The sequence below is a fragment of the Campylobacter concisus genome (assembly GCF_003049735.1).
GTDB classification, from domain to species: domain Bacteria; phylum Campylobacterota; class Campylobacteria; order Campylobacterales; family Campylobacteraceae; genus Campylobacter_A; species Campylobacter_A concisus_AN.
Window position 1 is genome coordinate 789,676 of sequence record NZ_PIRM01000001.1, and the last position, 20,212, is coordinate 809,887.

The window sequence follows — 20,212 nt, forward strand, 5'->3', positions numbered from 1 at the left end:
ATTTGGAAATTTCAGTTTTTAGCATTCAAAAATCATCACGTGACAACTTTGAAAACGAAATACAAGAATATATAAAAATGAGTGCAAAATTTGCCAAGATAAACGATAAAGTCTTTTTCAATGAAAAAATAGCAAAAGCTCAAAGTGCCGGAAAAAGCGAAGCATTAAGAGCCTATGATGAAATTTATGAGCCAAATTTAAAAGGCTTTTGCGTAATGCTTGATGAAAATGGCTTGCAACTTGACAGCCAAGAATTCGCACAAATTTTAAACTCAAATTCACAAATTAACTTTTTCATAGGTGGAGCTTACGGCCTTAGCCAAAATTTAAAGAATAAAGCACAAAAAATCGTAAGTTTGAGCAAGATGACGATGGCACATAAGGTTGCCAAGCTTGTACTTTTTGAGCAAATTTTTAGAGCACTTTGCATAAATGCAAACCACCCATATCACAAATAAAGGAATATAAATGACACAAACTGAGCTAAATTTTTTTAAAAAATTACTTGAAGAAAGAAAATTACAGATCAAAAAAAATATCTATGATTCATCTGTTGAAGTAAATGGCTTAAGAGATAGTGGTGTAAGCGATGAGTTTGATATAGCTTCAGTGAATACAGACCAGCTAATAGAGCATTCCATCTCAACACAGCAAAGAGCGGAGCTATCAGAGATAGATGAAGCACTAGAGAAGATAGCAAATAAAACTTATGGAATTTGTGATATGTGCGAAGAGGAGATCAGCATACCGCGACTTAAAGTAAAACCACATGCAAAATACTGCATAACTTGCCGTGAAATAATCGAAAAAACAGCAAAAAACTAAGGAGAAAATATGAAAACTAGAAAATTTCTCGTCTACTGCATAATCTACATAGTAGTTGTTGCAGGACTCACTTATTCTCTTAATAGTTCTGATTACACATTTGAGCTTTTAGGCCAAACTATAACTTTACCAATTGCTATTTGGGTCGCTCTTCCAGTAGCTGTTTTAGCACTTCTAGCTCTACTTCATATCGCTTATCATGGATATGCTTTTTATAGATATAAAAAATGGATCAAAAAAGATAGCCAGCTTTATAAAGATTTAGCTAAAGAGACGCTTCTTGGCTTCGAGAGCAATAAAGACTTCAAAACCGATACCTACAAGATCGCCTCACAGCTTACTCGCTCTATCTCACCAGTAGGCGAGCTTAAAGATGTCGGTGTAGATGATGCCGAGATAAACAATATCTTACAAACTATAAAAAGTATAAAAAATAAAGAGATCGTCGATCTAAAGAAATTTAGACTAGCAAAAGATAGCAAGTTAAATATCCTAAATGAGCTAAATAAGATCGAGCAACTACCTACTTACTATCTTGACATACTTAAAAATCAAGATCAAAATGAGAGCCTTAAAAAAGCTGCATTTGATAAACTCATAAAAGTAGCTTCTTTTAGCGAGATCAAAAGATTAAATTTTGAACTAGCTAGTGAAGATATAATGCTTATTATTACCCGCTTTGTAAATGACGAGATCGATCTAAGCAGTGATGAAATTTTTGATCTTTTAAACAACGCAAAAGTGACAAAAGCACAATACGACAAAGCAGCCATAATGCTTAAAAATAAGCTAAAACCAGATGCATTTATCGGCATCTTTGAGAAGCTAAAAAGCATCCATGCTGACGCTGATGAAGCTTACGTTTATGCACTGTTTGAGCTTCAAATGCTTGATAAAGTAAGAGAGGCTATCGAAGGAAGCGACCCAGATGAGTTTAAAGAGATAAAGGTCTTGCTGTTTTTACGAGATAACGGCAAAATGGTGCCTAGCTCGTTATTTTTTAAATGATAGACTTTAGTAAAAAGCCACTTTTCTTAGCACCTCTTGCTGGCTTTTCTGACTTGCCACTAAGAAGCGTAGTTAAGAAATTTGGCTGTGATGTCACTGTTAGCGAAATGATCAGCGCAAATGCCTTGGTCTATGAGAGCAGTGACAAAACTCTTGAAATGCTTAAAAAATCCTCAAACGAAGAGCCATACGTCGTCCAGATAGCTGGTAATGACATAGAAAATATAAAAAAAGCTGTGCAGATCATTAATAAATTTGATGGAATTTATGGGCTCGATCTAAACTGCGGCTGCCCCGTACCAAAGGTCGTTAGACAAGGAGCGGGTTCTGCATTACTAAACGATCTTGACAAACTTCAAAGCATAATCTCAGCTATAAAAAGCGTCTCAAACAAAGAGAGCCTAAGCGTTAAATTTAGACTTGGCTTTAACGACAAAAATGAAGAAAAGATCGCAAAGGCCTGTGAAGAAGCAGGTGCAAACTATATCGCAGTGCATGGACGTACAAGAGCTGGGGGATACAGAGCAAAGGTTGATTACGAAGCGATCGCTAGAGTAAAGGCGAGCGTAAAAATCCCAGTCGTTGCAAATGGCGATATAAATGCGCAAAATGCAGATGAAATTTTAAACCTTACAAAGTGTGACGCTCTCATGATCGGTAGAGCAAGTATTGGTAATCCTTGGATATTTCACGAGATAAAGACTAAAACTAGCGTGGATAAAGCGCTAAAGCAAAAGATCATATTAGCTCACTTTGATGCGATGATCGAGCACTACGGCGAGCACGGACTTTGCATATTTAGAAAACACTTGCATCAGTACAGCAAGGGCATCGACGGCGCAACAACATTTAGAAATGATATAAATTTTATCAAAGACGTGACAGCGATGAAAGAGCGCATAAGGGAGTTTTTTGCCTAGATGCAAGGCTATATCCTGCGCGTGCAAAAGGTCAGAGACGAGGACCTTTTAGTCTTTGTGCTAACGCCAAATTTGCTCGTAAAGTCGTATAGATTTTTTGGCGCACGCCACTCAAATATCATGACTGGCTATAAGATCGACTTTGAGCTAGAGCAAGAGGCGAAATTTCTACCAAAGCTTAGAAGCATACTTCACCTTGGCTTTAAATGGCTGTTAGAGCGAGACAAGCTCATCATTTGGCAGCAGTTCATGCGCCTACTTTATGATCATCTAAAAGAGGTCGAGCAGCTCGATGAAATTTATTTTAATGAGCTTGATCGCTGCGCCAAACAGATGCAGCTACAAAATCCAAAACGCCTTATCATCGAAAGTTACGTCAAAATTTTAGAGTATGAAGGTAGGCTTCACAGCGAGCTTGAGTGTTTTATCTGCGATGAGGAGATAGAAAACGAGCTTTGCCTAACTCGTGGTTTTTTACCCTCTCACAAGCACTGCCTTGATAGGAGCGAATTTGACACTAGTAAGATCAAAAATTTGTTTGATACAAAAAGCACGATCGAGCTAAATGACGATGAGATAAACCGACTTTATAAAATTTTACTTGACGGACTTTAAGTTATAGCTTGCTATTTTAAATAGCTATTTTTTAATATTTAAAGCACATGACTATTTTTTTAAGCTTAAATTTTCTAAGTTACAAAATTTTAACCAGTGGTTTTTGCACTAAATGCTTTTGTATTTGTTGTATATGACAGTTTTGATTTATGCACAAGTACAAGAATTTCATCTATTCATACATTTTGTATTTATTTTGACAAAAGCCAATTAAAATAGAAATATTTATAGATTGCTTCTTGGGATTAGTCCCAAAAAGCAAGTAAAATTTTACTCTTCACTACTGCTATTGAGAGCAAAAAAAGTATCAGTATGGATATTTTCAAATGCTGCTTTTAGCGAAGTAAAAAGCTTTGGATTTTCTTTTTCTAAAGTCGCTAAAAGCTGTTTGGTTTCATATCTAGCATGCGGCATCTTTACGTCAAATCTCATTGCAGGGCATGCTTCATCGCCAATGACTCTTAATTCATTTTTGATAGCATTTTCGCGAAGCTGTCTCTCGCGAATGAAGATAAACGGTCTAATAACCGTGATTCCATTTTTTGCAGTATATTTTGGAGCAAGCGTCCTTAGTGCACCATTATATGTAAAGTTCATAAAAAAGCTCTCCGCTGCATCGTCTAAATGATGAGCAATCGCGAGTTTATTAAAACCATGCTTTAAGGCGTAAGTATAAAGATAACCTCTTCTCATACGAGAAAAGAAACTACAAAAACTAGAATTCTTACGGATTTTCTCTTTTGAAATTTCAAAAATTGAGCTATCTATTACTTCGTGCTCTATTCCGTGCTCATTGCAATGCTTTGTAAGATAAGCGTAGTCCTCACCCATGCCGTAGCTTAGTGTTACTGCTTTAAACTCAAATTTTTCAGGTGTAACGTTTTGGATATGCTTTAGTACGTGAGCTAGTGCGAGGCTATCTTTACCACCGCTAAGACCAAGCAAGATCTTATCTCCGCCCTCTATCATCTTGTATCTGGCATTTGTCTGACCAACTTGCCTAAGAAGCCTTTTACTAAGCTCTATCATAAGCTTTCTACCATTTCAAGTATAAATTTTGCACTAACATTTGCTGAATCTTGCAAAAATTTATCAAAGTCAAACTCTGCTGCATCACCAGCTCCATCGCTGATAGCTCTTAGTATAAAAAATGGCACACCAAGTGTCTCGCAAACTAGTGCAACGCTAGCACCTTCCATCTCGGTAGCGCTCGCATTAAATATCTTTTTAATCCAAGCTTTCTTTTCATTATCGCAGATAAACTGATCTCCAGTCGCAATAATACCAGCGCTTAAGCTCATATCTTTTTTATCAGCTATCTTTTTTGCCAGTTCATTTAGTCCTTCATCGCTTTTAACAAATATACTTGTGCCTGGTACATAGCCATAAGGATGTCCAAAAGCCGTGATATCAAGATCATGTTGCACTAAGCTAGTAGCATAAAGCATATCGCCTATTTTTAAACTCTCATCAAGTGAGCCAGCTACGCCAGTAAAGAGCAACTTTGAGGCCTTAAATTTTTCTATCATTAAAGTTGCCGTTATGGCTGCATTTACTTTGCCTATCTTTGAATAGGCAATGACTAGCTCTTTTCCCTTATAGTTTGCTAAGTAAAATTTATTATTTGCATATTGAACAGTTTTATATTCACCAACCATTTCAAGGATCGGTGTTATCTCCTCTTGCATAGCTCCTAGTATCGCTATCATCTCTCCTCCAAAATTTTCACAACTTCTTCAAGACTTGCCATATCAGTAATACTATAAGTTGGCTTTTCAGTAATTTTTTTATTGATGCCCTTTAACGTCGCAGCACCAAGCTCGATAAAACAATCAACATTATTTTCATAGTTTTTAATGCTTTGTTTATAGCAAACTGGTTTTATTAGCTGCTCTTTTAGTAGGACTAGTGCTTCACTTTTATCAGTATAAATTTTAGCATTTACATTTGAGACAACTGGAGAAAATTTGGCAGCCAAAGTACTCTCAAGCTCGCTTGCTAGTCTAACACTAGCTGGTTCAAGTATCGGACAATGGCTTGCTACTGACATATTTAAAAGCATTGCTCTTTTTGCACCAGCTTCTTTAAATTTTGCTTCATAGCTAGCAAGATCAGCTCTTACACCAGCGACAACGATTTGTCCATCGCAGTTGTAGTTTGCAGCATAAATTTGTAAACCTTCTTCTCTTGCTTTTTTACAAATTTCTTCAACCACTTCATCACTAAGTCCAAGAACTACCATCATGCCGGCATCTTTACCAACACAAGCTTCTTGCATAAATTTACCACGTAAATTTACAAGCCTAATCGCATCAATAAAATTAAATGCTCCACTAACTGCAAGAGCAGTAAATTCTCCAAGTGAGTGCCCAAGACTAAATTCTGGTTTTTCTTTAATAAAATTTGAAAAAGCCAAATAAGTCATTAGCGAGTTTAAAACGATAGCTGGCTGAGTGAATTCTGTTTTATCTAACTTATCGTTTTGTGTAAATAAAAGCTCTTTGTAATCAATGCCAGTGTCATTACAAGCATCATTTAAAAGTAACTTAGCAGTAGAAAAATTTTCGTAAAAGTCTTTTCCCATACCAATACTTTGCGAGCCTTGGCCCGCAAAAACAAAAGCAAATTTTTTCATTTTAGCTTCTTAGTGATGGTGATGTCCGTGTCCACCGCAACCGCAACCACCATCCTCGTGTCCGTGTCCATGACCACCGCAGCACTCATGTTCATGCTCATGATCGTGACCACCGCAACCGCAAGTATGAGCCCCAGCTACCATGCCTGTTGCTTTTTCATCTTCTGTCGCATCTCTAACTTCTAAAACTTCAACATTAAATAGCAAATCTTTACCAGCATACGGGTGATTAAAATCAACTGTTACTTCGTCATCTTTGATCTCTTTAACAATAACACGAACGCTTGAGCCATCCTCATTTTGACCAAAAAGTTCCATTCCTTCATGTAAATCTATACCAGCAAATTGCTCTTTTGGTAACGACTGAATGGCTTCGTTATTATATTCACCACAACCCTCTGCTGCCTTTACGCTTATAGTTGCTCTTTCGCCTGATTTTAATTTGCTTACTTCTTCTTCAAGCTTTTCTATAATATGGCCATGCCCTGTTATAAACGAAATTTGACCACCTTCTTGCATGTTTGACTCTAAAATTTCACCAGTATTAGCATCTTTTAGTTCGTAAAACATAGTTATAACTTGATCTTTACTCACAATAATCTCCTTAGATTTGGTTTTTTGATTAATGTGGGATTATATCTAAAAAAGATTAAAATTTAGTTTCTATTGGGAGAGGCTTTGGCTTCTTTACTATCTGGATAACCGACTTTTAAAGCCTTATAAAATCTATTTGCACTTTGCGTGTCACCTATCTTATCAAAGCTTATAGCTGTGTGATATAGAAGTTTTGGTGTATAGTCAGCCTTGTCTTCGTTCTGTATGCTTTTTTTATAGTATTGTATAGCTGTACTGTATGATTTTTGACTGTAAGCAACTTCACCTAAATAATAATTTGTTGCACCAGTTTTATAGCCTTTTTTATTTAAATATTCAAAATATTCAGCTGCTTCTGTGCTATTGCCAGAATTTAGAAGTTTAATGCCATCAGCCAAAATATCTTTATCGCTTTTTCCACTAAAATTTGAAGTTGGCTTACTTTGTTGTTTTGGATTTGCATTTTGCTTTGGTTGAGCAGCATTTTTATCCATTATTGCACCTAATTTATTTAAGGCAGCAGTAATATTTTTGTAGTTTTTGTCTTGTATATCTCTAGTTTCATCAACATAAGCCTTCAATGATGTCAAACTTACACCAGAATCACTTATGCCACCATTTACCTTCGTCTCTATATCATTTATTCTTTGCTCAAGCTTATTCATTCTAGCACTCATGCTCTCAATCAAGCTTTGCAAACCTTGAAGTTGTTCTAAAACATTATTCATATTCTCTTCAATATTTTGAACGCTTCGCTTATTATTTAAGGTAACTTTTTCATTATCAGTTAGACCATATGGATTCGCACTATCCATATTGCCTGCATCAAAAGCTGAAATCTCTTGGCCAGAGGTAATGGAGATAGTGGCTCCAATCAGAGCCACTACAATTATTTTTTTATTCATTATTATTTAATTATAAATTATGGAAGTACTTTGAAATCTGCACGTCTATTTTGAGCATCGCAAGCTTTTGTTTTGTCTGTACAAACTGGATTGCTTTCTCCAAAACTAACTACAGCGATTCTATCAGCACTAACGCCATTTCTTACAAGAGCATCTTTAGCGCTTTTAGCGCGTTTTAAACCAAGAGCATAGTTATACTCATCTGTACCCCACTCATCGCAGTTACCTTCTACTTTTATAGAAAGAGCTTGAGCGTCAGCTTGGTTGAATACTGATGCATTTGAGCTAACAACGCCTTGTTGATCAGCTTTGATATTAAATTTATCAAAGTCAAAATATACACTTTTAACTTGACTCTCGATGTTAGCAATAAGAGCTGCTAATCTATCAGCATCGCTCATGCTACCTGAATTATCTGCAGATTGATTTGAATTTGAATTCATATCAACTTCAGGGTTTTTTGAGCTACAACCGCTCAACAATAAAGTTGCAACTGCAACACTTGCTAGAACTACTTTTTTCATTCCTTATCCTTTTTTAGAAATTTGGTCGAATTATATCACAAAAATTTTAAATTTTATCAGAATATTACCAATCTATAGATTGAATTTTTCCTACTTTTAAAGGAAACTGAAAACTTCTGTTTTCATTTAGCCTAACAACCCCTAATGAACTTTGACCGCCAAGCTCTTTTATGAAGACGACACTTTGCCCATCGCTTGAGAATCTTGGATAGTTATTTTTGCCATTTGCTGTAAGCTGTCGTATAAAATCCGTTTGAGTTGAAATTAGATATATATTAAAACTACCGCTTGCTTCTCTACTTGAATAAACAACATAATTTTCAAATGTGCTTACAGAGTTATTATTCTTACCATGAAATACCATTTGTTCAACGCTTCCGCCAGAAATCACAGGAGTTGCAAAAACGTTAGGATAACCAAGCCTATCTGATACAAAAACTATCTTGCTGTCATTATCAACAAAATTTCCATTTACATCTATACCTGGATAATTGGTAATCTGCGTCAAATTTTTACTATTTGTATTATAGATAAAAATATCTGGTTGATCTTTTGGTGCCATGGTTAATAGAATTTTACTTCCATCTTTACTAACATCTGAGGCTATAAGCATGCCAATGCTATCAATTATCTTTGTTTTTGTACCAGAATTTAGATCATATCTAAATAAAGTTGGCTTATTATTCACATAAGATGTATAGTAAAATTTACTTTGATCAGCTCCAGCCCATTTAGGAAAAATATTTAGTCCGCCACTTACTATGGTCTTTTGATATGTAAGTGTATAATCTGCAACTATAATAGAGCTTTGGCGAGCTGAAGTATATTTTGAAAGAATAATAAATTTTTCCATCCAGCCAACTGGTGGTAAATTTAGCTCGTTTGTTAGCTCAACTATACTTTGATGTGCCAAAAATGGATATTTCGCACCATCTGGCATATTATAAACTCTCTCATACCTTGTAGTTGCAGTTTTAGCATTGATGAGTTTTACTCTTAAAGTAAGAGGTGAGCCCATAGAACCTTCAAGAGCATATCTAAAGATAAGCTCAACACCTTTGTCGCTCATTGTATTTGTAGCTGCTGTTCCATCATAGGTTGAAGGCACGTGATCTTCGATAACCTCAAAGTCTGAGCTAACTTTCAAGTCACCTAGCATGATCTTAAAGAATTTATCTTTAAAACCCGCATCGCTAACAGCAGTTGTTGCATCTTGCAAAGCTATCTTTGGCAAAGCAACACCTTGGTTTACAACAGATATGGTCGCATCAGCAGCATAAAGCCCTAGAGCAACGCATAAAAAAAGAAAAATTTTCTTCATCTCTACTCCATAATTTTATAAATTTTAGTTTATTTTATCTTCTAAATTTAAATTAAAAGTAGTGCTTTTATCTGGATTGAATGGAAATTTCTCCGTTGTAAGTTTTTCTAAGCACTCTCTTACTTTTGCATTAAATTCTTCATTATATGATAGCTCTAAAATTTCATAGCTAAAATTTCCGCTCTGATCTATCATAACTTTAACTTTAGCCAAATTTGCAGAATCGGCCTTATAGCTTTGCCATCTTCTTTGAATTTGTTTTGTTATCGCCCCCATTAGTGGATCGTAAGTACCAGTAGATTGTGATTTTGGAGCAGTTGGATTTTGATCTATCTTTAGGCTCTTGATGATGTCGCTAGCCTCTTTTGCAGCTTTTGAGCTAGAAGCCTCGCTTTTTTTGCGGCTTTGTACTTTATTCTCAGCCTTTTTTATACCATCATCTTTTTTAAGTTTCGTAGGATCTATGTCACTAAAGAGATCTTTTATATTTGGCTCTTTTGGTTTTGGCTTTTCAACTGGCTTTGGTGTAGGTTTAGGCTCAGGTTTTGGCTCTAGCTTAACATCTTCTTTAGGCTCTTCACTTGGTTTTAAAATTTCTGGTTTTGGTTCTGGTTTTTTAGGCTCAGGTTTTGGTTCCTCTTTTGGAGGAGTTGGTAAGCTTGGCGTAGGTAATGGTTCATCTGGTACAACAGGCTTATTTGTAGTCTCTTGTTTATCTTCTTCAGATTCCTTTTTAGGTTCAGGCTTTGTCTCTTTAACTACTTCATCTGCTTGTTTTGGGGCTTTAATGGTTTGATCAACCTCTCTATCAACCATAACCACATCCATAATAGCATCTTTATCATCGGTATATTTCTTAGGAGGTTCTACAAAAAATGTAAGCTTTATAAATAAAATAAGTATAATTGTAACGTAAATACAAAACGCTACAAGAAACGAACTAAGCGTTGGAAATTTAACTTTATTTGACATCTTAACCGTTTGTCTCTAAAGCTACTTTATTAAAACCAGCACCTTTCAAAGTCTTTAATACAAACATAACATCATCGTATTTTAAATTTTTATCAGCTTTTATATAGATAGGCGAGGTTTTATCGTATTTTGTACTCATTAATGCGATATTGTCAGGAAACTCAGCAAGGCTCATAGTACTTTGATCAACTCTAACTTGCCCTTGCGAATTTATAGATACTATAAGGTCTTTTTGCTTAGATGTTGAAGTTTTTGCCTTTGAACCATCCGGAAGAGTAATATCCTCTTGATATGTTATGGTTGGCATAGTAACCATTAAAATAGCTAGTAAGACAAGCATAATATCAACAAGAGGAGTTATATTTAGCTCTGGTGTTTCATCGGTAAATTTAGCAGCCATTTATAGTATCTCATCATCTTTTTTAAGTGCTATCATTACATCAGCCTGACGCTCGATAACGCTCATTAATTCATAAGCTTTTCTTTTTATGAGTAAGTTAAATGTATATGCTGGGATGGCAACAAAAATTCCGCAACCAGTTGCAACAAGTGCTTCTGAAATAGCTGGGGCGATAATACCAAGCGATGAACCTCCACCATTTCCAAGCTGTGAAAATGTCTCTAAAATAGAAACAACGGTTCCAAAAAGACCGATAAAAGGCGAAGTAGATGCTATTACACTTAGCCACGTTAGTCCACTTGTAGCATTTTTCTCGGCTATACTTATACATACGTTTAGTTTTTCTCTTGAGATTCTTCCATTTGCACATTTTCTCAAAGACGAATCATTTGGAATATTTTTAGCACCCATAAGCAGTGCTTCAAGTGCATTTTGCTCACGTTTTTGCCAAGCTCCAATACCAGCCATTCTTGAAAAAAGAATTGTGAAACTAACTATAAAATATATTGACAGCCAAGTTAAAACAATAATTGTAATAAAACTACTTCTTTGAATGTAATTTAAAAATAAATCTATACCGCCCACTTATCTAGTTCTCACTACATTTTCCATTTTAGATATAGTTGCTGCAAAAGCATTTGTATCACTGCTCATGCTCTCTATCAAATTTCTAGCAGCTTCCAATGAATTTGCAAGCTCACTTTCACTATCACCAGAGACGTAAACCGCACCGTCAGCAAGTATTACTACCTTACCTTCGTCAATCTTTGCATAGCCCCAGTTAATCGCAACAACATCATGTTTTTTATTTTTATGTTCTATATCTATAATACCTGCTTTTAAAAGAGATATTAATGAGGCATGGTTTGGTAAAACACCAAACTCACCCTCGCTACCTGGAAGCACTACACTACTCACGTCATCATTAAATATCTGACCTTGAGGAGTTACGATCTCTAAATGTAATTTATCCATTACGCTTCCTTTTTAAATTTAGGCCTTGAGTTTCTCAGCTTTAGCTAAAGCCTCATCTATATTTCCAACCATATAAAATGCTGCTTCTGGTAAATGATCATATTTACCTTCTAGAATTCCCTTAAAGCCAGCTATATTTTCGTCAAGACTTACATATTTACCAGGGCTACCTGTAAATACTTCAGCAACAAAGAATGGCTGAGATAAAAATCTCTCGATCTTTCTTGCTCTATCAACTGTTAACTTATCTTCTTCGCTAAGCTCGTCCATACCAAGGATAGCGATGATATCTTGAAGGTCTTTATATTTTTGGAGCACAGCTTGAACGCCGCGAGCTACCTTATAGTGATCTGCTCCTAAAATTTGAGGATCGAGCATTCTTGAAGTAGAATCAAGCGGATCAACAGCTGGATAGATACCTTTCTCTGCGATCGATCTGTTAAGAACTGTCGTAGCATCAAGGTGAGCAAAAACAGTAGCAGGAGCTGGATCCGTAAGGTCGTCCGCAGGAACGTAAACAGCTTGAACAGAAGTGATTGAACCTTTTTTAGTTGATGTGATTCTCTCTTGGAATTTACCCATCTCACTTGCAAGAGTTGGCTGATAACCAACAGCTGACGGGATACGTCCTAGCAGAGCTGACATTTCTGCACCTGATTGTGAAAAACGGAAGATATTATCGATAAACATCAAAACATCAAGCCCCATCTCATCACGGAAGTACTCAGCCATTGTAAGACCAGTTAGTGCGATACGGTTTCTTGCTCCTGGTGGTTCGTTCATTTGGCCATAGCACAAGGCAACTTTATCCAAAACATTACTTTCTTTCATTTCATGATAAAGGTCGTTTCCTTCACGAGTTCTCTCTCCAACACCAGCAAATACAGAATAACCGCTGTGTTTAAACGCAACATTGTGGATAAGCTCCATAATAATAACCGTTTTACCAACACCAGCACCACCAAATAGGCCTACTTTACCACCTTTTGCATAAGGAGCTAGAAGATCAACTACCTTGATACCAGTTTCAAAAATTTCACTCTTCGTACTTTGCTCTTCAAATGGAGGAGGATCGCGGTGGATAGACCAATGCTTATTAAAATTTATTCCCTCGCCCTCATCGATCAAATCGCCAACTACGTTAAAAATTCTACCCAAAACTTTTTCACCAACTGGCACACTAATAGGTGCACCAAGCGCTTTAGCCTCTAAGCCACGAGTCAGACCCTCGCTCATGTCCATAGCAATAGTTCTGACTCTATTATCACCTAGGTGAGCAGCAACTTCTAATATTAATTTATGTTTCTTGCCCTCAACCTCAAAGAAAACTTCGATAGCTTCATTGATCTTCGGCAAGTAGTCATTAAAGTCAACATCGACCACAGGGCCCATAACTTGACTAATAACACCTTTCATTCATACTCCTTTTATTTCATTGATTCAACACCACTGATGATCTCAATAAGCTCAGTGGTAATAGACTCTTGTCTTGCTTTATTGTAAGCAAGATTTAACTGTTTGACGCGTTGTTTAGCATTGTTTGTTGCATTATCCATAGCTTGCATTCTAGCGCTGTGCTCAGCTGCCAAAGAGTCAACTAAAGCATAATACATACTATACTCAAAATATTTATTGAGCAATTCATCCATAATCTTAGTATAGTTGTCCTCTGGCTCAAATTCCATCAAAGAATTTGTCTCAACCGCAACTATCTTAGACGGCTCAATAGGCACAATATCATTTACTCTAATCTCTTGAGAAATCATATTTTTATAGCCATTGTGTATTAGCACGACTTTATCAGTTATGCCGTTTGTAAAATCATCAATAGCGTCTTTTATGATCTTTTGAGCTTTTTCATATGTAGGAGAAGAGCTAGCTCCGACATAAGTCTCGAGTAGTTCAACGCCTTGGAAATTGAAAAATTCTATGCCTTTTTTACCAACAGCTCTTAGTCTAACTTTGATCTTTTTGGCTTTTAGCTCATCAATCATGCGCCTAACTGTCTTTATAGTCTGGACATTAAAGCCACCACAAAGCCCTTTATCAGCGGTAACAAATATAATATCAACCTTTTCTACACTCTTTGTTGTGTTAAAAAATTTACTCTCAGTCATAACTGAAGCATATTGATTGATCTTATAAGCTATCTCTGATAAAACCTCATTGATCTTAAGAGCGTAAACTCTAGAGTAGCGAGCAGCCTCTTCAGCTTTGCGAAGCTTTGCTGTTGAGACAAGCTTCATCGCACGCGTCGTCTTTTGAGTGTTCTGGACGCTCTTGATCTTTCGTTTTATATCTTTTAAATTTGACATATCTTAGCCCTAGTTAGCGGCAAAAGTCGCTTTAAAATCTTTCAACGCTTTATGTAAAATTTCTTCTACTTCTTTATCAAGAACCTTTTTAGTTCTGATTTGCTCAAAAATTTCAGGGTATTTTGCCTCAATATATGGATATAGCTCAGCCTCAAATTTTGTTACATTTGCAGTTGCAACATCATCTAAATAACCCTTAGCACCAGCAAATATGATAACTACTTGATTCTCAACTGGAAGCGGAGAATATGGAGGTTGTTTTAGTACTTCAACCATCTTTTGACCACGCTCTAGTTGTTTTCTTGAGCTCTCGTCAAGGTCGCTTGCAAACTGAGCAAAAGCTTGTAGTTCGCGGTACTGAGCAAGGTCTAGTCTTAGTGTGCCAGAAACTTGTTTGATAGCTTTGATCTGAGCTGCACCACCGACTCGAGATACAGAAAGACCAACGTTGATCGCTGGGCGGATACCTGAGTTAAATAGGTCGCTCTCAAGGAAAATTTGACCATCTGTAATAGAAATAACGTTTGTTGGGATATAAGCTGAAACGTCGCCCGCTTGAGTCTCGATAATAGGCAGAGCTGTCAAAGATCCAGCGCCTAGTGCGTCATTTAGCTTACTTGCTCTTTCTAGAAGTCTTGAGTGAAGGTAGAAAACGTCACCTGGGTAAGCTTCACGACCTGGTGGTCTTCTTAAGATCAAAGACATCTCACGGTAAGCAACTGCGTGTTTTGACAAGTCATCATAGATGATTAACGCGTGGCGAGAGTTATCTCTAAAGTATTCACCCATTGTTACGCCAGCGTATGGTGCAAGGTATTGAAGAGCAGCTGCGTCACTAGCACCAGCATTTACAACTATCGTATAGTCCATAGCACCATACTCTTCAAGTTTTTTAACTACTTGAGCAACGGTTGATTGTTTTTGACCGATAGCTACATAGATACAAATGACATCTTGACCTTTTTGGTTGATGATAGTATCGATAGCAACTGTTGTTTTGCCAGTTTGGCGGTCGCCGATGATTAGCTCTCTTTGGCCTCTACCGATTGGCACAAGTGCGTCGATAGCTTTGATACCTGTTTGAAGTGGTTCATGAACGCTTTTTCTTGCCATGATACCTTTTGCTTTTTCTTCGACGAAGCGAGATTCAGTAGCTTCGATTGGTCCTTTTGCGTCGATTGGCTCACCTAGTGAATTTACAACACGGCCGATCAATGCATCGCCAACTGGAACGCGTAGAAGTTTTTTAAGTCTTTTTACAGAACTTCCTTCTGTGATACCGCTAGTTTTTCCAAGGATAACTATACCAACACTGCTCTCTTCAAGGTTAAGAGCCATGCCCTTTTCACCGCTTTCAAACTCAACCATCTCACCAGCCATAACGTTTTTCAAACCATAAACGTTAGCAACGCCATCAGCGACTGAGATGACTTTACCGGTCTCTTCTACATCAACACTTAAATCAAAATTTTCGATACGCTCTTTGATTATCGTGCTAATTTCGTCAGCTTTAATTTTTGCACTCACGCTTTCACTCCTTTTTAAATTGCTTTTAATATATATTCACTCATTTGACTTTTTAGTCTGTCGATAGAGAAATTTACCTCGACACCTAAATCATCTAACTCAACTTTTACACCGTTGTATTCGCTCTTTGAGCCATTAAGCTTGATCTTAGAGTCAAATTTCTTAGAGAAATTCTCTTCCAAAGCTTTCAGCTGCTCAGCGCTTAGATCAAAATTTCCAACAACTTCGCCGCGATATGTATTTTCAAGCAAAGATTGCTCTATCTTCATCTCGTCTAGTATCGCTGGGATAAGCTCCAGTCTTTTATTTGCGCCAAGAAGCTTAATAAAATTTGCAAATTTGACATCTTGACTTTTAACCAAAGATAGTACAAAATCAACCTTTTGTGAAGCCTTTAAAGTAGGCAAACTTATAATGCTTTTAAATTTATTGCTAGCAAAAGCAGCAGCTAGCTCTGATAAATTTTCGACAAATGCATTAAGCTCATTGGACTTTACGTCGCTTAAGATCGCTTTTACGTATTTTTTAGCTACTACTTCATTCATTAGCTAACCTTTTTAAGTATGATATTTACAAGCTCTTTTTGATCGACTTTTAGGCTATCGCTTGAGAAGATGTCGCTCAAAATTTCATTTACAACGCCTTTTGTCATCTTGCGCTCTTCAAATTCTTTTTGCTCTTTGTAACTCTTTTGAAGATTTGCTATATCATTTTGAGCGTCGCTTTTAACCTTAGCAGCTAAATTTAAAGCCTCTTTTTTAGCAGTTTCAATTAAGGAATTTGCGTTTTGTTTAGCTTCCTCAACACGTTTTAGAGCATCATCTTTTTTGGCTTTAGAATCGCGGAGCTTCTCTTGGATACTTTCAAGCTTATTTGCGATCCTATCGATCCTGCTTTGATAAAGAGTTTTTAGTGGCTTAGCAGCAAAATAGACCAAAATAGCAAAGAAAAGTAAGAAGTTTAGCGTTCTCTCGACTATGTCGTAATTTGTTCCACCATGCTCGCTAGCATAAGCCAAAAATGGAAGTGCTAGAAAAAATAAAATTTTTATCTTCATAAAATTCCTTTAAATTTTAGAGAGCTTGGCATTTAAAGCCGCTCTAAGTTCAGGTAGTTTAGCTGATAGATCTGCCTTTAGGTTATCTTTTTGAGAGCTTAGAGCATTTAAAAATTCATTGTAATCAGCCTCTAAACTACTCTTTACGGCATTTACTTCTTTTAAAGACTCTTCTTTTGCCAAATTTAAGGCTTCTTGCCTTATTTTATTAGCCTCAGTCCTTGCATTTAATATAATCTCTTCAATCTCTTTTTCATGAACGCTTAGATCACTTGCATTTTTGCTAGTACTCTCTTCATCATTTTTTATAGAAGCATTTCTATCATCTATAAATTTGAGCATTGGCTTATAAAGCAAGGAATTCAAAATAGCGATCAATACCAAGAAAACGATAGCCGTTAAAAGCATCAATGGCACATCTATTTCTAACATCCACTCTCCTTATTTTATCATTAAGTTTTATTTAATATTCAAATTAAAGTCTGATTTTACAATAAATTACTAAAAATAAAAATAAATTTGTAATTCTATTTTAGCCTAGAAATAAATTCTTCCACCTGTGAAATATTATTAAATTCTAAAACTAGATTGCCAGATTTTACTTTTGTCTTTATCTTTAAATTTTTAAAAATTTCTTGTAAATTTGATAATTTTTTGCTCATTTCCTCAGAAATTTTTGGCTTTTTGTCTTTTATCTCTTCCTTATTTTTTATCTTTTTTACTAAAATTTCTGTGTCTCTAACGCTTAGCTTTTGACCAATTATCGTATCAACAACCATCTTTTCTTCTTCAGTGCTAAGCCCAACTATAACTTTAGCATGGCCTTGTGTGAGCTTATCTTCTTGTAAAAGTTTTTGCGTATAGTTGCTAAGAAGTAGAAGTCTCATTGTGTTTGTTATTTGGGTTCTGCTCTTATGAATGATGCTTGCTAGGCCATCTTGTGTGATCTTATACTCATTTATGAGCTCTTTATACGACTTTGCAAGTTCGATTGGATTTAAATTTTCACGTTGGATATTTTCGATAAGCGCAAGCTCTCTTAAATTTTGAGACTTGATATCAGCGATGATCGCCTTTATCTTGCTTGCTCCGAGCATCTTTGTGGCGCGGTATCTGCGCTCACCAGCTATTAACATATAGCCATCATCTTTTTTGATGACGATTATTGGCTGAATCAATCCGTGTCTTTTGATGCTGGCACTTAGCTCTTTTAAGGCCTCTTCATCAAAATGTGTTCTTGGTTGGTATGGGTTTGGTAAAATTTCATCTATATTTATCTCTTCAACTATCTCAGAGTCGTTTAAATTTGCGATCTCTTTACTGTAGGCTTGTTCTACATCTTCAAGTATCGCGCTAAGTCCTCGCCCTAATCCACCTTTTTTAGCCATTTTTTTCCTTAATTTTTAGTTTAAAATACAATATGCCAAATTTTGATATGCAATTGAGCCAGGCGATTTTATATCATAAAGTATCACTGGCTTGCCAAAACTTGGGCTTTCAGCAAGTTTCACATTTCTTGGAACGACCACAAATTCCTCTTTGCTGTCCTTACTCTTAAAGAGTTTATTTTCAAAATGCTGTTTTAAATTTGCAATTGTCTCTTTTGAGAGATTGTTTTGCGAGCTAAACATAGTCGGTAAAAAGCCCTTTATGTTAAGCTTTGGATTTATCGTTTTTTTGATGATCTTAACTGTATTTAGGATCTGCGCTAGTCCCTCAAGTGCATAAAATTCACATTGAATCGGGATGATAACACTATCGCTTGCGCTAAGGGCATTTACTGTGATACTGCCAAGTGCTGGAGGACTATCAATGATGATAAAATCATAATCGTTTATAACTTCTGAAATTTTGTTTTTAAGGATTAGTTTATAGTCCTTATTTTGATCGTTAAATTCTTGCTCGATGCCGACAAGTCCAATGTTTGATGGAGCTAAAAAAAGTGTCGGGATCTCAGTTTTTAGTACGATTTGTGAGAGCTTTTTTCTATCTGTTAAGACATGATAGATATTAAACTCATAGTCGCTTCTGCTAAAGCCAAGTCCAGTCGTCGCGTTTGCCTGTGGATCGATGTCTATTAATAATACCTTTTTCTCAGCAACCGCCAGTGATGCGGCTAAATTTACGGCTGTTGTAGTCTTGCCAACGCCGCCTTTTTGATTAGCTATTGTTATTATCTCGCTCATCTTAACGAATATACCTTTTCCCCATTTAGTAATATCGCTCCATCATCGCAAATTTCAGCATCCTGAAGCGAAACAGCTCTATTTGCAATATGCGTAATAAAACTTTTTGACTTGCAAAAGTCTATCCTAAATTTGCTAAAAATTGGCTTCCATAAAATCTTTTTATCAAGCATGCTAACAAAGCCCCAAACTAGCTCATCTACGCTAGTTTTGATATCCAAAATGCCCGCATTTTCGGGCGCACTCGTTAAATTTATCCCCATGCCACAGATGTAAATTTCATCCACTTTATTTGTCAAAGTGCCGCCTATCTTGCGGTCATCTACGTAAAAGTCATTTGGCCATTTTAACCAGCACTTTGAACCAAGTCCAGCCAAGACTTCACGCATCAGCATAGAAAAATATATCGAGATCGAGGGCGGAGGTATGTCGCTTGGCAGCTCATCTTCGCTTATGCAAAATGACATAAATAAATTTCCGCCAAGTCCCTCCCAGCTGTTGCCGCGACTACCGACCCCTTTTGTTTGATTATATGCCACGATCATGTGCGGAGGCTTTATCTCGCCGTTTTTTAGGGCATCTATCAAAAATTCCTGCGTCGAAGGCAGACTTTGAAAAAACTCTACTTTCAAATCACACCTTAAATTTATAGAAGTGATTTACCGGATTTTGTCCGCCGCCGATGATGACCGCGTTTTTGATAGCGTTAAAGATATAATCATGCGCATTTTTTACGCTCTCTTTTAGGCTTTGGCCATTTGCTAAATTTGAAGCTATAGCGCTTGATAGCGAGCAGCCTGAGCCGTGAGTTGCGGTCGTTTTTATACGCTCATCGCTAAAAATTTCATATTCCTTGCCATCATAAAATATATCAAGCGACTTGCCATCAAGTTCGCCACATTTTAGATAGACACTCTTTGTGCCAAATTTCAAAAGCTCCTTACAAGCCTCTTTTAGCTCGCTCTCACCCTTTAGCTCACGCTTTAAAATTTCGCGCACTTCAAAGATATTTGGCGTGATCATGCTTGCAAGTGGGAAAAGCTCCTCCACGATCGCGTCTTTTGCAGCGCCCTCTAGCCAGATATCGCCATTTTTACAGCTCATTACAGGATCAAGCACGACTGGCGGTAAATTTTTGATCTCTCTTAGCGTTTTTGCGACGCTTTTGATGATCTCAACGCTTGGGACAACGCCTATTTTTATCACATCAACTCTTATATCATCAAATATTGCCTTGATCTGATCCTCTATGAGCTTTGGCTCAACTAACTGCATGCCAAATATGCCCTTTGTATTTTGAGCAGTGACCGCCGTGATCGCTCCCATCGCATATACGCCGTGCGCTATAAAGACCTTTATGTCAGCTAAAACTCCAGCTCCGCCACTTGGATCAACCCCTGCTATACTTAGCGCATTTTTCATAACCGCTCCTT

General features: G+C 36.7%; 26 protein-coding genes. 5 read left to right on the forward strand and 21 right to left on the reverse strand.

The features are described 5' to 3' along the window. The first annotated feature begins 2 nt into the window (after nucleotides 1-2). Genes CVS97_RS03990 through recO form a run of 5 tightly spaced genes read left to right on the forward strand, consistent with a single transcriptional unit; the run spans nucleotide 3 to nucleotide 3,368 of the window. Nucleotides 3-458 (forward strand): 23S rRNA (pseudouridine(1915)-N(3))-methyltransferase RlmH, encoded by a 456-nt coding sequence (locus tag CVS97_RS03990; RefSeq protein ID WP_107785142.1) that lies wholly within the window; start codon nucleotides 3-5, stop codon nucleotides 456-458. 10 nt (nucleotides 459-468) lie between these two features. Beyond that, nucleotides 469-825 carry an RNA polymerase-binding protein DksA gene (gene dksA / locus CVS97_RS03995; RefSeq protein ID WP_035167251.1) on the forward strand — a complete coding sequence of 119 codons (357 nt, stop codon included), beginning with the start codon at nucleotides 469-471 and terminating at the stop codon, nucleotides 823-825. A 9-nt stretch (nucleotides 826-834) separates the two neighbouring features. Continuing rightward, complete coding sequence (locus CVS97_RS04000; RefSeq protein ID WP_054196230.1) at nucleotides 835-1,833, forward strand: hypothetical protein; 999 nt, start codon at nucleotides 835-837, stop codon at nucleotides 1,831-1,833. Beyond that, nucleotides 1,830-2,753 carry a tRNA dihydrouridine synthase gene (locus CVS97_RS04005; RefSeq protein WP_107785143.1) on the forward strand — a complete coding sequence of 308 codons (924 nt, stop codon included), beginning with the start codon at nucleotides 1,830-1,832 and terminating at the stop codon, nucleotides 2,751-2,753. Before CVS97_RS04000 ends, CVS97_RS04005 begins: the two co-directional genes overlap by 4 nt. Next, nucleotides 2,754-3,368 carry a recombination protein RecO gene (recO, locus tag CVS97_RS04010; RefSeq protein WP_103629142.1) on the forward strand — a complete coding sequence of 205 codons (615 nt, stop codon included), beginning with the start codon at nucleotides 2,754-2,756 and terminating at the stop codon, nucleotides 3,366-3,368. Between the two features lie 270 nt (nucleotides 3,369-3,638). On the opposite strand, the gene CVS97_RS04015 is transcribed toward recO, so the two are convergent. From CVS97_RS04015 to thiD, 21 genes are all read right to left on the reverse strand, one after another. After that, the gene (locus CVS97_RS04015; RefSeq protein ID WP_087579673.1) at nucleotides 3,639-4,397 is read right to left on the reverse strand and encodes a tRNA 2-thiocytidine biosynthesis TtcA family protein; all 759 of its coding nucleotides are present in this window, start codon (nucleotides 4,395-4,397) and stop codon (nucleotides 3,639-3,641) included. Further along, a complete protein-coding gene (locus CVS97_RS04020; protein WP_087579672.1) occupies nucleotides 4,394-5,077 on the reverse strand; it encodes a 5'-methylthioadenosine/adenosylhomocysteine nucleosidase in 684 nt (227 codons plus the stop codon). Before CVS97_RS04020 ends, CVS97_RS04015 begins: the two co-directional genes overlap by 4 nt. Further along, complete coding sequence (gene fabD / locus CVS97_RS04025) at nucleotides 5,074-6,003, reverse strand: ACP S-malonyltransferase (RefSeq protein WP_107775895.1); 930 nt, start codon at nucleotides 6,001-6,003, stop codon at nucleotides 5,074-5,076. The genes CVS97_RS04020 and fabD overlap by 4 nt, the downstream gene beginning before the upstream one ends. Before the next feature lie 9 nt (nucleotides 6,004-6,012). Then, entirely contained in the window at nucleotides 6,013-6,603 is a 591-nt protein-coding gene (locus CVS97_RS04030; RefSeq protein WP_223155480.1) for an FKBP-type peptidyl-prolyl cis-trans isomerase, read from the reverse strand. A 56-nt stretch (nucleotides 6,604-6,659) separates the two neighbouring features. Further along, entirely contained in the window at nucleotides 6,660-7,502 is an 843-nt protein-coding gene (locus CVS97_RS04035; protein ID WP_087579669.1) for a tetratricopeptide repeat protein, read from the reverse strand. A gap of 17 nt (nucleotides 7,503-7,519) precedes the next feature. After that, entirely contained in the window at nucleotides 7,520-8,026 is a 507-nt protein-coding gene (locus tag CVS97_RS04040) for an OmpA family protein (protein ID WP_021090913.1), read from the reverse strand. A 64-nt stretch (nucleotides 8,027-8,090) separates the two neighbouring features. Continuing rightward, nucleotides 8,091-9,347 carry a Tol-Pal system protein TolB gene (gene tolB, locus CVS97_RS04045; RefSeq protein WP_107785144.1) on the reverse strand — a complete coding sequence of 419 codons (1,257 nt, stop codon included), beginning with the start codon at nucleotides 9,345-9,347 and terminating at the stop codon, nucleotides 8,091-8,093. Nucleotides 9,348-9,371: 24 nt separating this feature from the next. Continuing rightward, nucleotides 9,372-10,319, reverse strand: a complete 948-nt coding sequence (locus CVS97_RS04050) for a TonB C-terminal domain-containing protein (protein ID WP_107785145.1) — start codon at nucleotides 10,317-10,319, stop codon at nucleotides 9,372-9,374. A gap of 1 nt (nucleotide 10,320) precedes the next feature. Further along, nucleotides 10,321-10,719, reverse strand: coding sequence for a biopolymer transporter ExbD (locus tag CVS97_RS04055; protein ID WP_085657715.1), 399 nt, complete (start codon nucleotides 10,717-10,719; stop codon nucleotides 10,321-10,323). Continuing rightward, a complete protein-coding gene (locus CVS97_RS04060; RefSeq protein ID WP_051288435.1) occupies nucleotides 10,720-11,304 on the reverse strand; it encodes a MotA/TolQ/ExbB proton channel family protein in 585 nt (194 codons plus the stop codon). Continuing rightward, the gene (gene atpC, locus CVS97_RS04065) at nucleotides 11,305-11,694 is read right to left on the reverse strand and encodes an ATP synthase F1 subunit epsilon (protein WP_021090667.1); all 390 of its coding nucleotides are present in this window, start codon (nucleotides 11,692-11,694) and stop codon (nucleotides 11,305-11,307) included. Nucleotides 11,695-11,712: 18 nt separating this feature from the next. After that, nucleotides 11,713-13,110: a F0F1 ATP synthase subunit beta gene (atpD, locus tag CVS97_RS04070; protein ID WP_107785146.1), complete on the reverse strand. Its 1,398-nt coding sequence runs from the start codon at nucleotides 13,108-13,110 to the stop codon at nucleotides 11,713-11,715. A gap of 11 nt (nucleotides 13,111-13,121) precedes the next feature. Further along, complete coding sequence (atpG, locus tag CVS97_RS04075) at nucleotides 13,122-14,009, reverse strand: ATP synthase F1 subunit gamma (RefSeq protein ID WP_002939426.1); 888 nt, start codon at nucleotides 14,007-14,009, stop codon at nucleotides 13,122-13,124. A gap of 9 nt (nucleotides 14,010-14,018) precedes the next feature. Continuing rightward, a complete protein-coding gene (atpA, locus tag CVS97_RS04080; RefSeq protein WP_009294343.1) occupies nucleotides 14,019-15,536 on the reverse strand; it encodes a F0F1 ATP synthase subunit alpha in 1,518 nt (505 codons plus the stop codon). Between the two features lie 14 nt (nucleotides 15,537-15,550). Next, nucleotides 15,551-16,081: a F0F1 ATP synthase subunit delta gene (locus tag CVS97_RS04085; RefSeq protein WP_107785147.1), complete on the reverse strand. Its 531-nt coding sequence runs from the start codon at nucleotides 16,079-16,081 to the stop codon at nucleotides 15,551-15,553. After that, nucleotides 16,081-16,593, reverse strand: coding sequence for a F0F1 ATP synthase subunit B (locus CVS97_RS04090; protein WP_087578448.1), 513 nt, complete (start codon nucleotides 16,591-16,593; stop codon nucleotides 16,081-16,083). The genes CVS97_RS04085 and CVS97_RS04090 overlap by 1 nt, the downstream gene beginning before the upstream one ends. Before the next feature lie 9 nt (nucleotides 16,594-16,602). Next, on the reverse strand, nucleotides 16,603-17,025 hold the full coding sequence (locus tag CVS97_RS04095) for a FoF1 ATP synthase subunit B' (RefSeq protein WP_107785148.1): 423 nt from the start codon (nucleotides 17,023-17,025) through the stop codon (nucleotides 16,603-16,605). Between the two features lie 95 nt (nucleotides 17,026-17,120). Continuing rightward, complete coding sequence (locus tag CVS97_RS04100; protein ID WP_107785149.1) at nucleotides 17,121-17,981, reverse strand: ParB/RepB/Spo0J family partition protein; 861 nt, start codon at nucleotides 17,979-17,981, stop codon at nucleotides 17,121-17,123. 15 nt (nucleotides 17,982-17,996) lie between these two features. Then, complete coding sequence (locus CVS97_RS04105) at nucleotides 17,997-18,779, reverse strand: ParA family protein (protein ID WP_107785150.1); 783 nt, start codon at nucleotides 18,777-18,779, stop codon at nucleotides 17,997-17,999. Beyond that, a complete protein-coding gene (locus tag CVS97_RS04110; protein WP_107785151.1) occupies nucleotides 18,776-19,411 on the reverse strand; it encodes a biotin--[acetyl-CoA-carboxylase] ligase in 636 nt (211 codons plus the stop codon). Before CVS97_RS04110 ends, CVS97_RS04105 begins: the two co-directional genes overlap by 4 nt. 1 nt (nucleotide 19,412) lies before the next feature. Next, complete coding sequence (gene thiD, locus CVS97_RS04115; protein WP_107785152.1) at nucleotides 19,413-20,201, reverse strand: bifunctional hydroxymethylpyrimidine kinase/phosphomethylpyrimidine kinase; 789 nt, start codon at nucleotides 20,199-20,201, stop codon at nucleotides 19,413-19,415. Nucleotides 20,202-20,212: the final 11 nt, after the last annotated feature.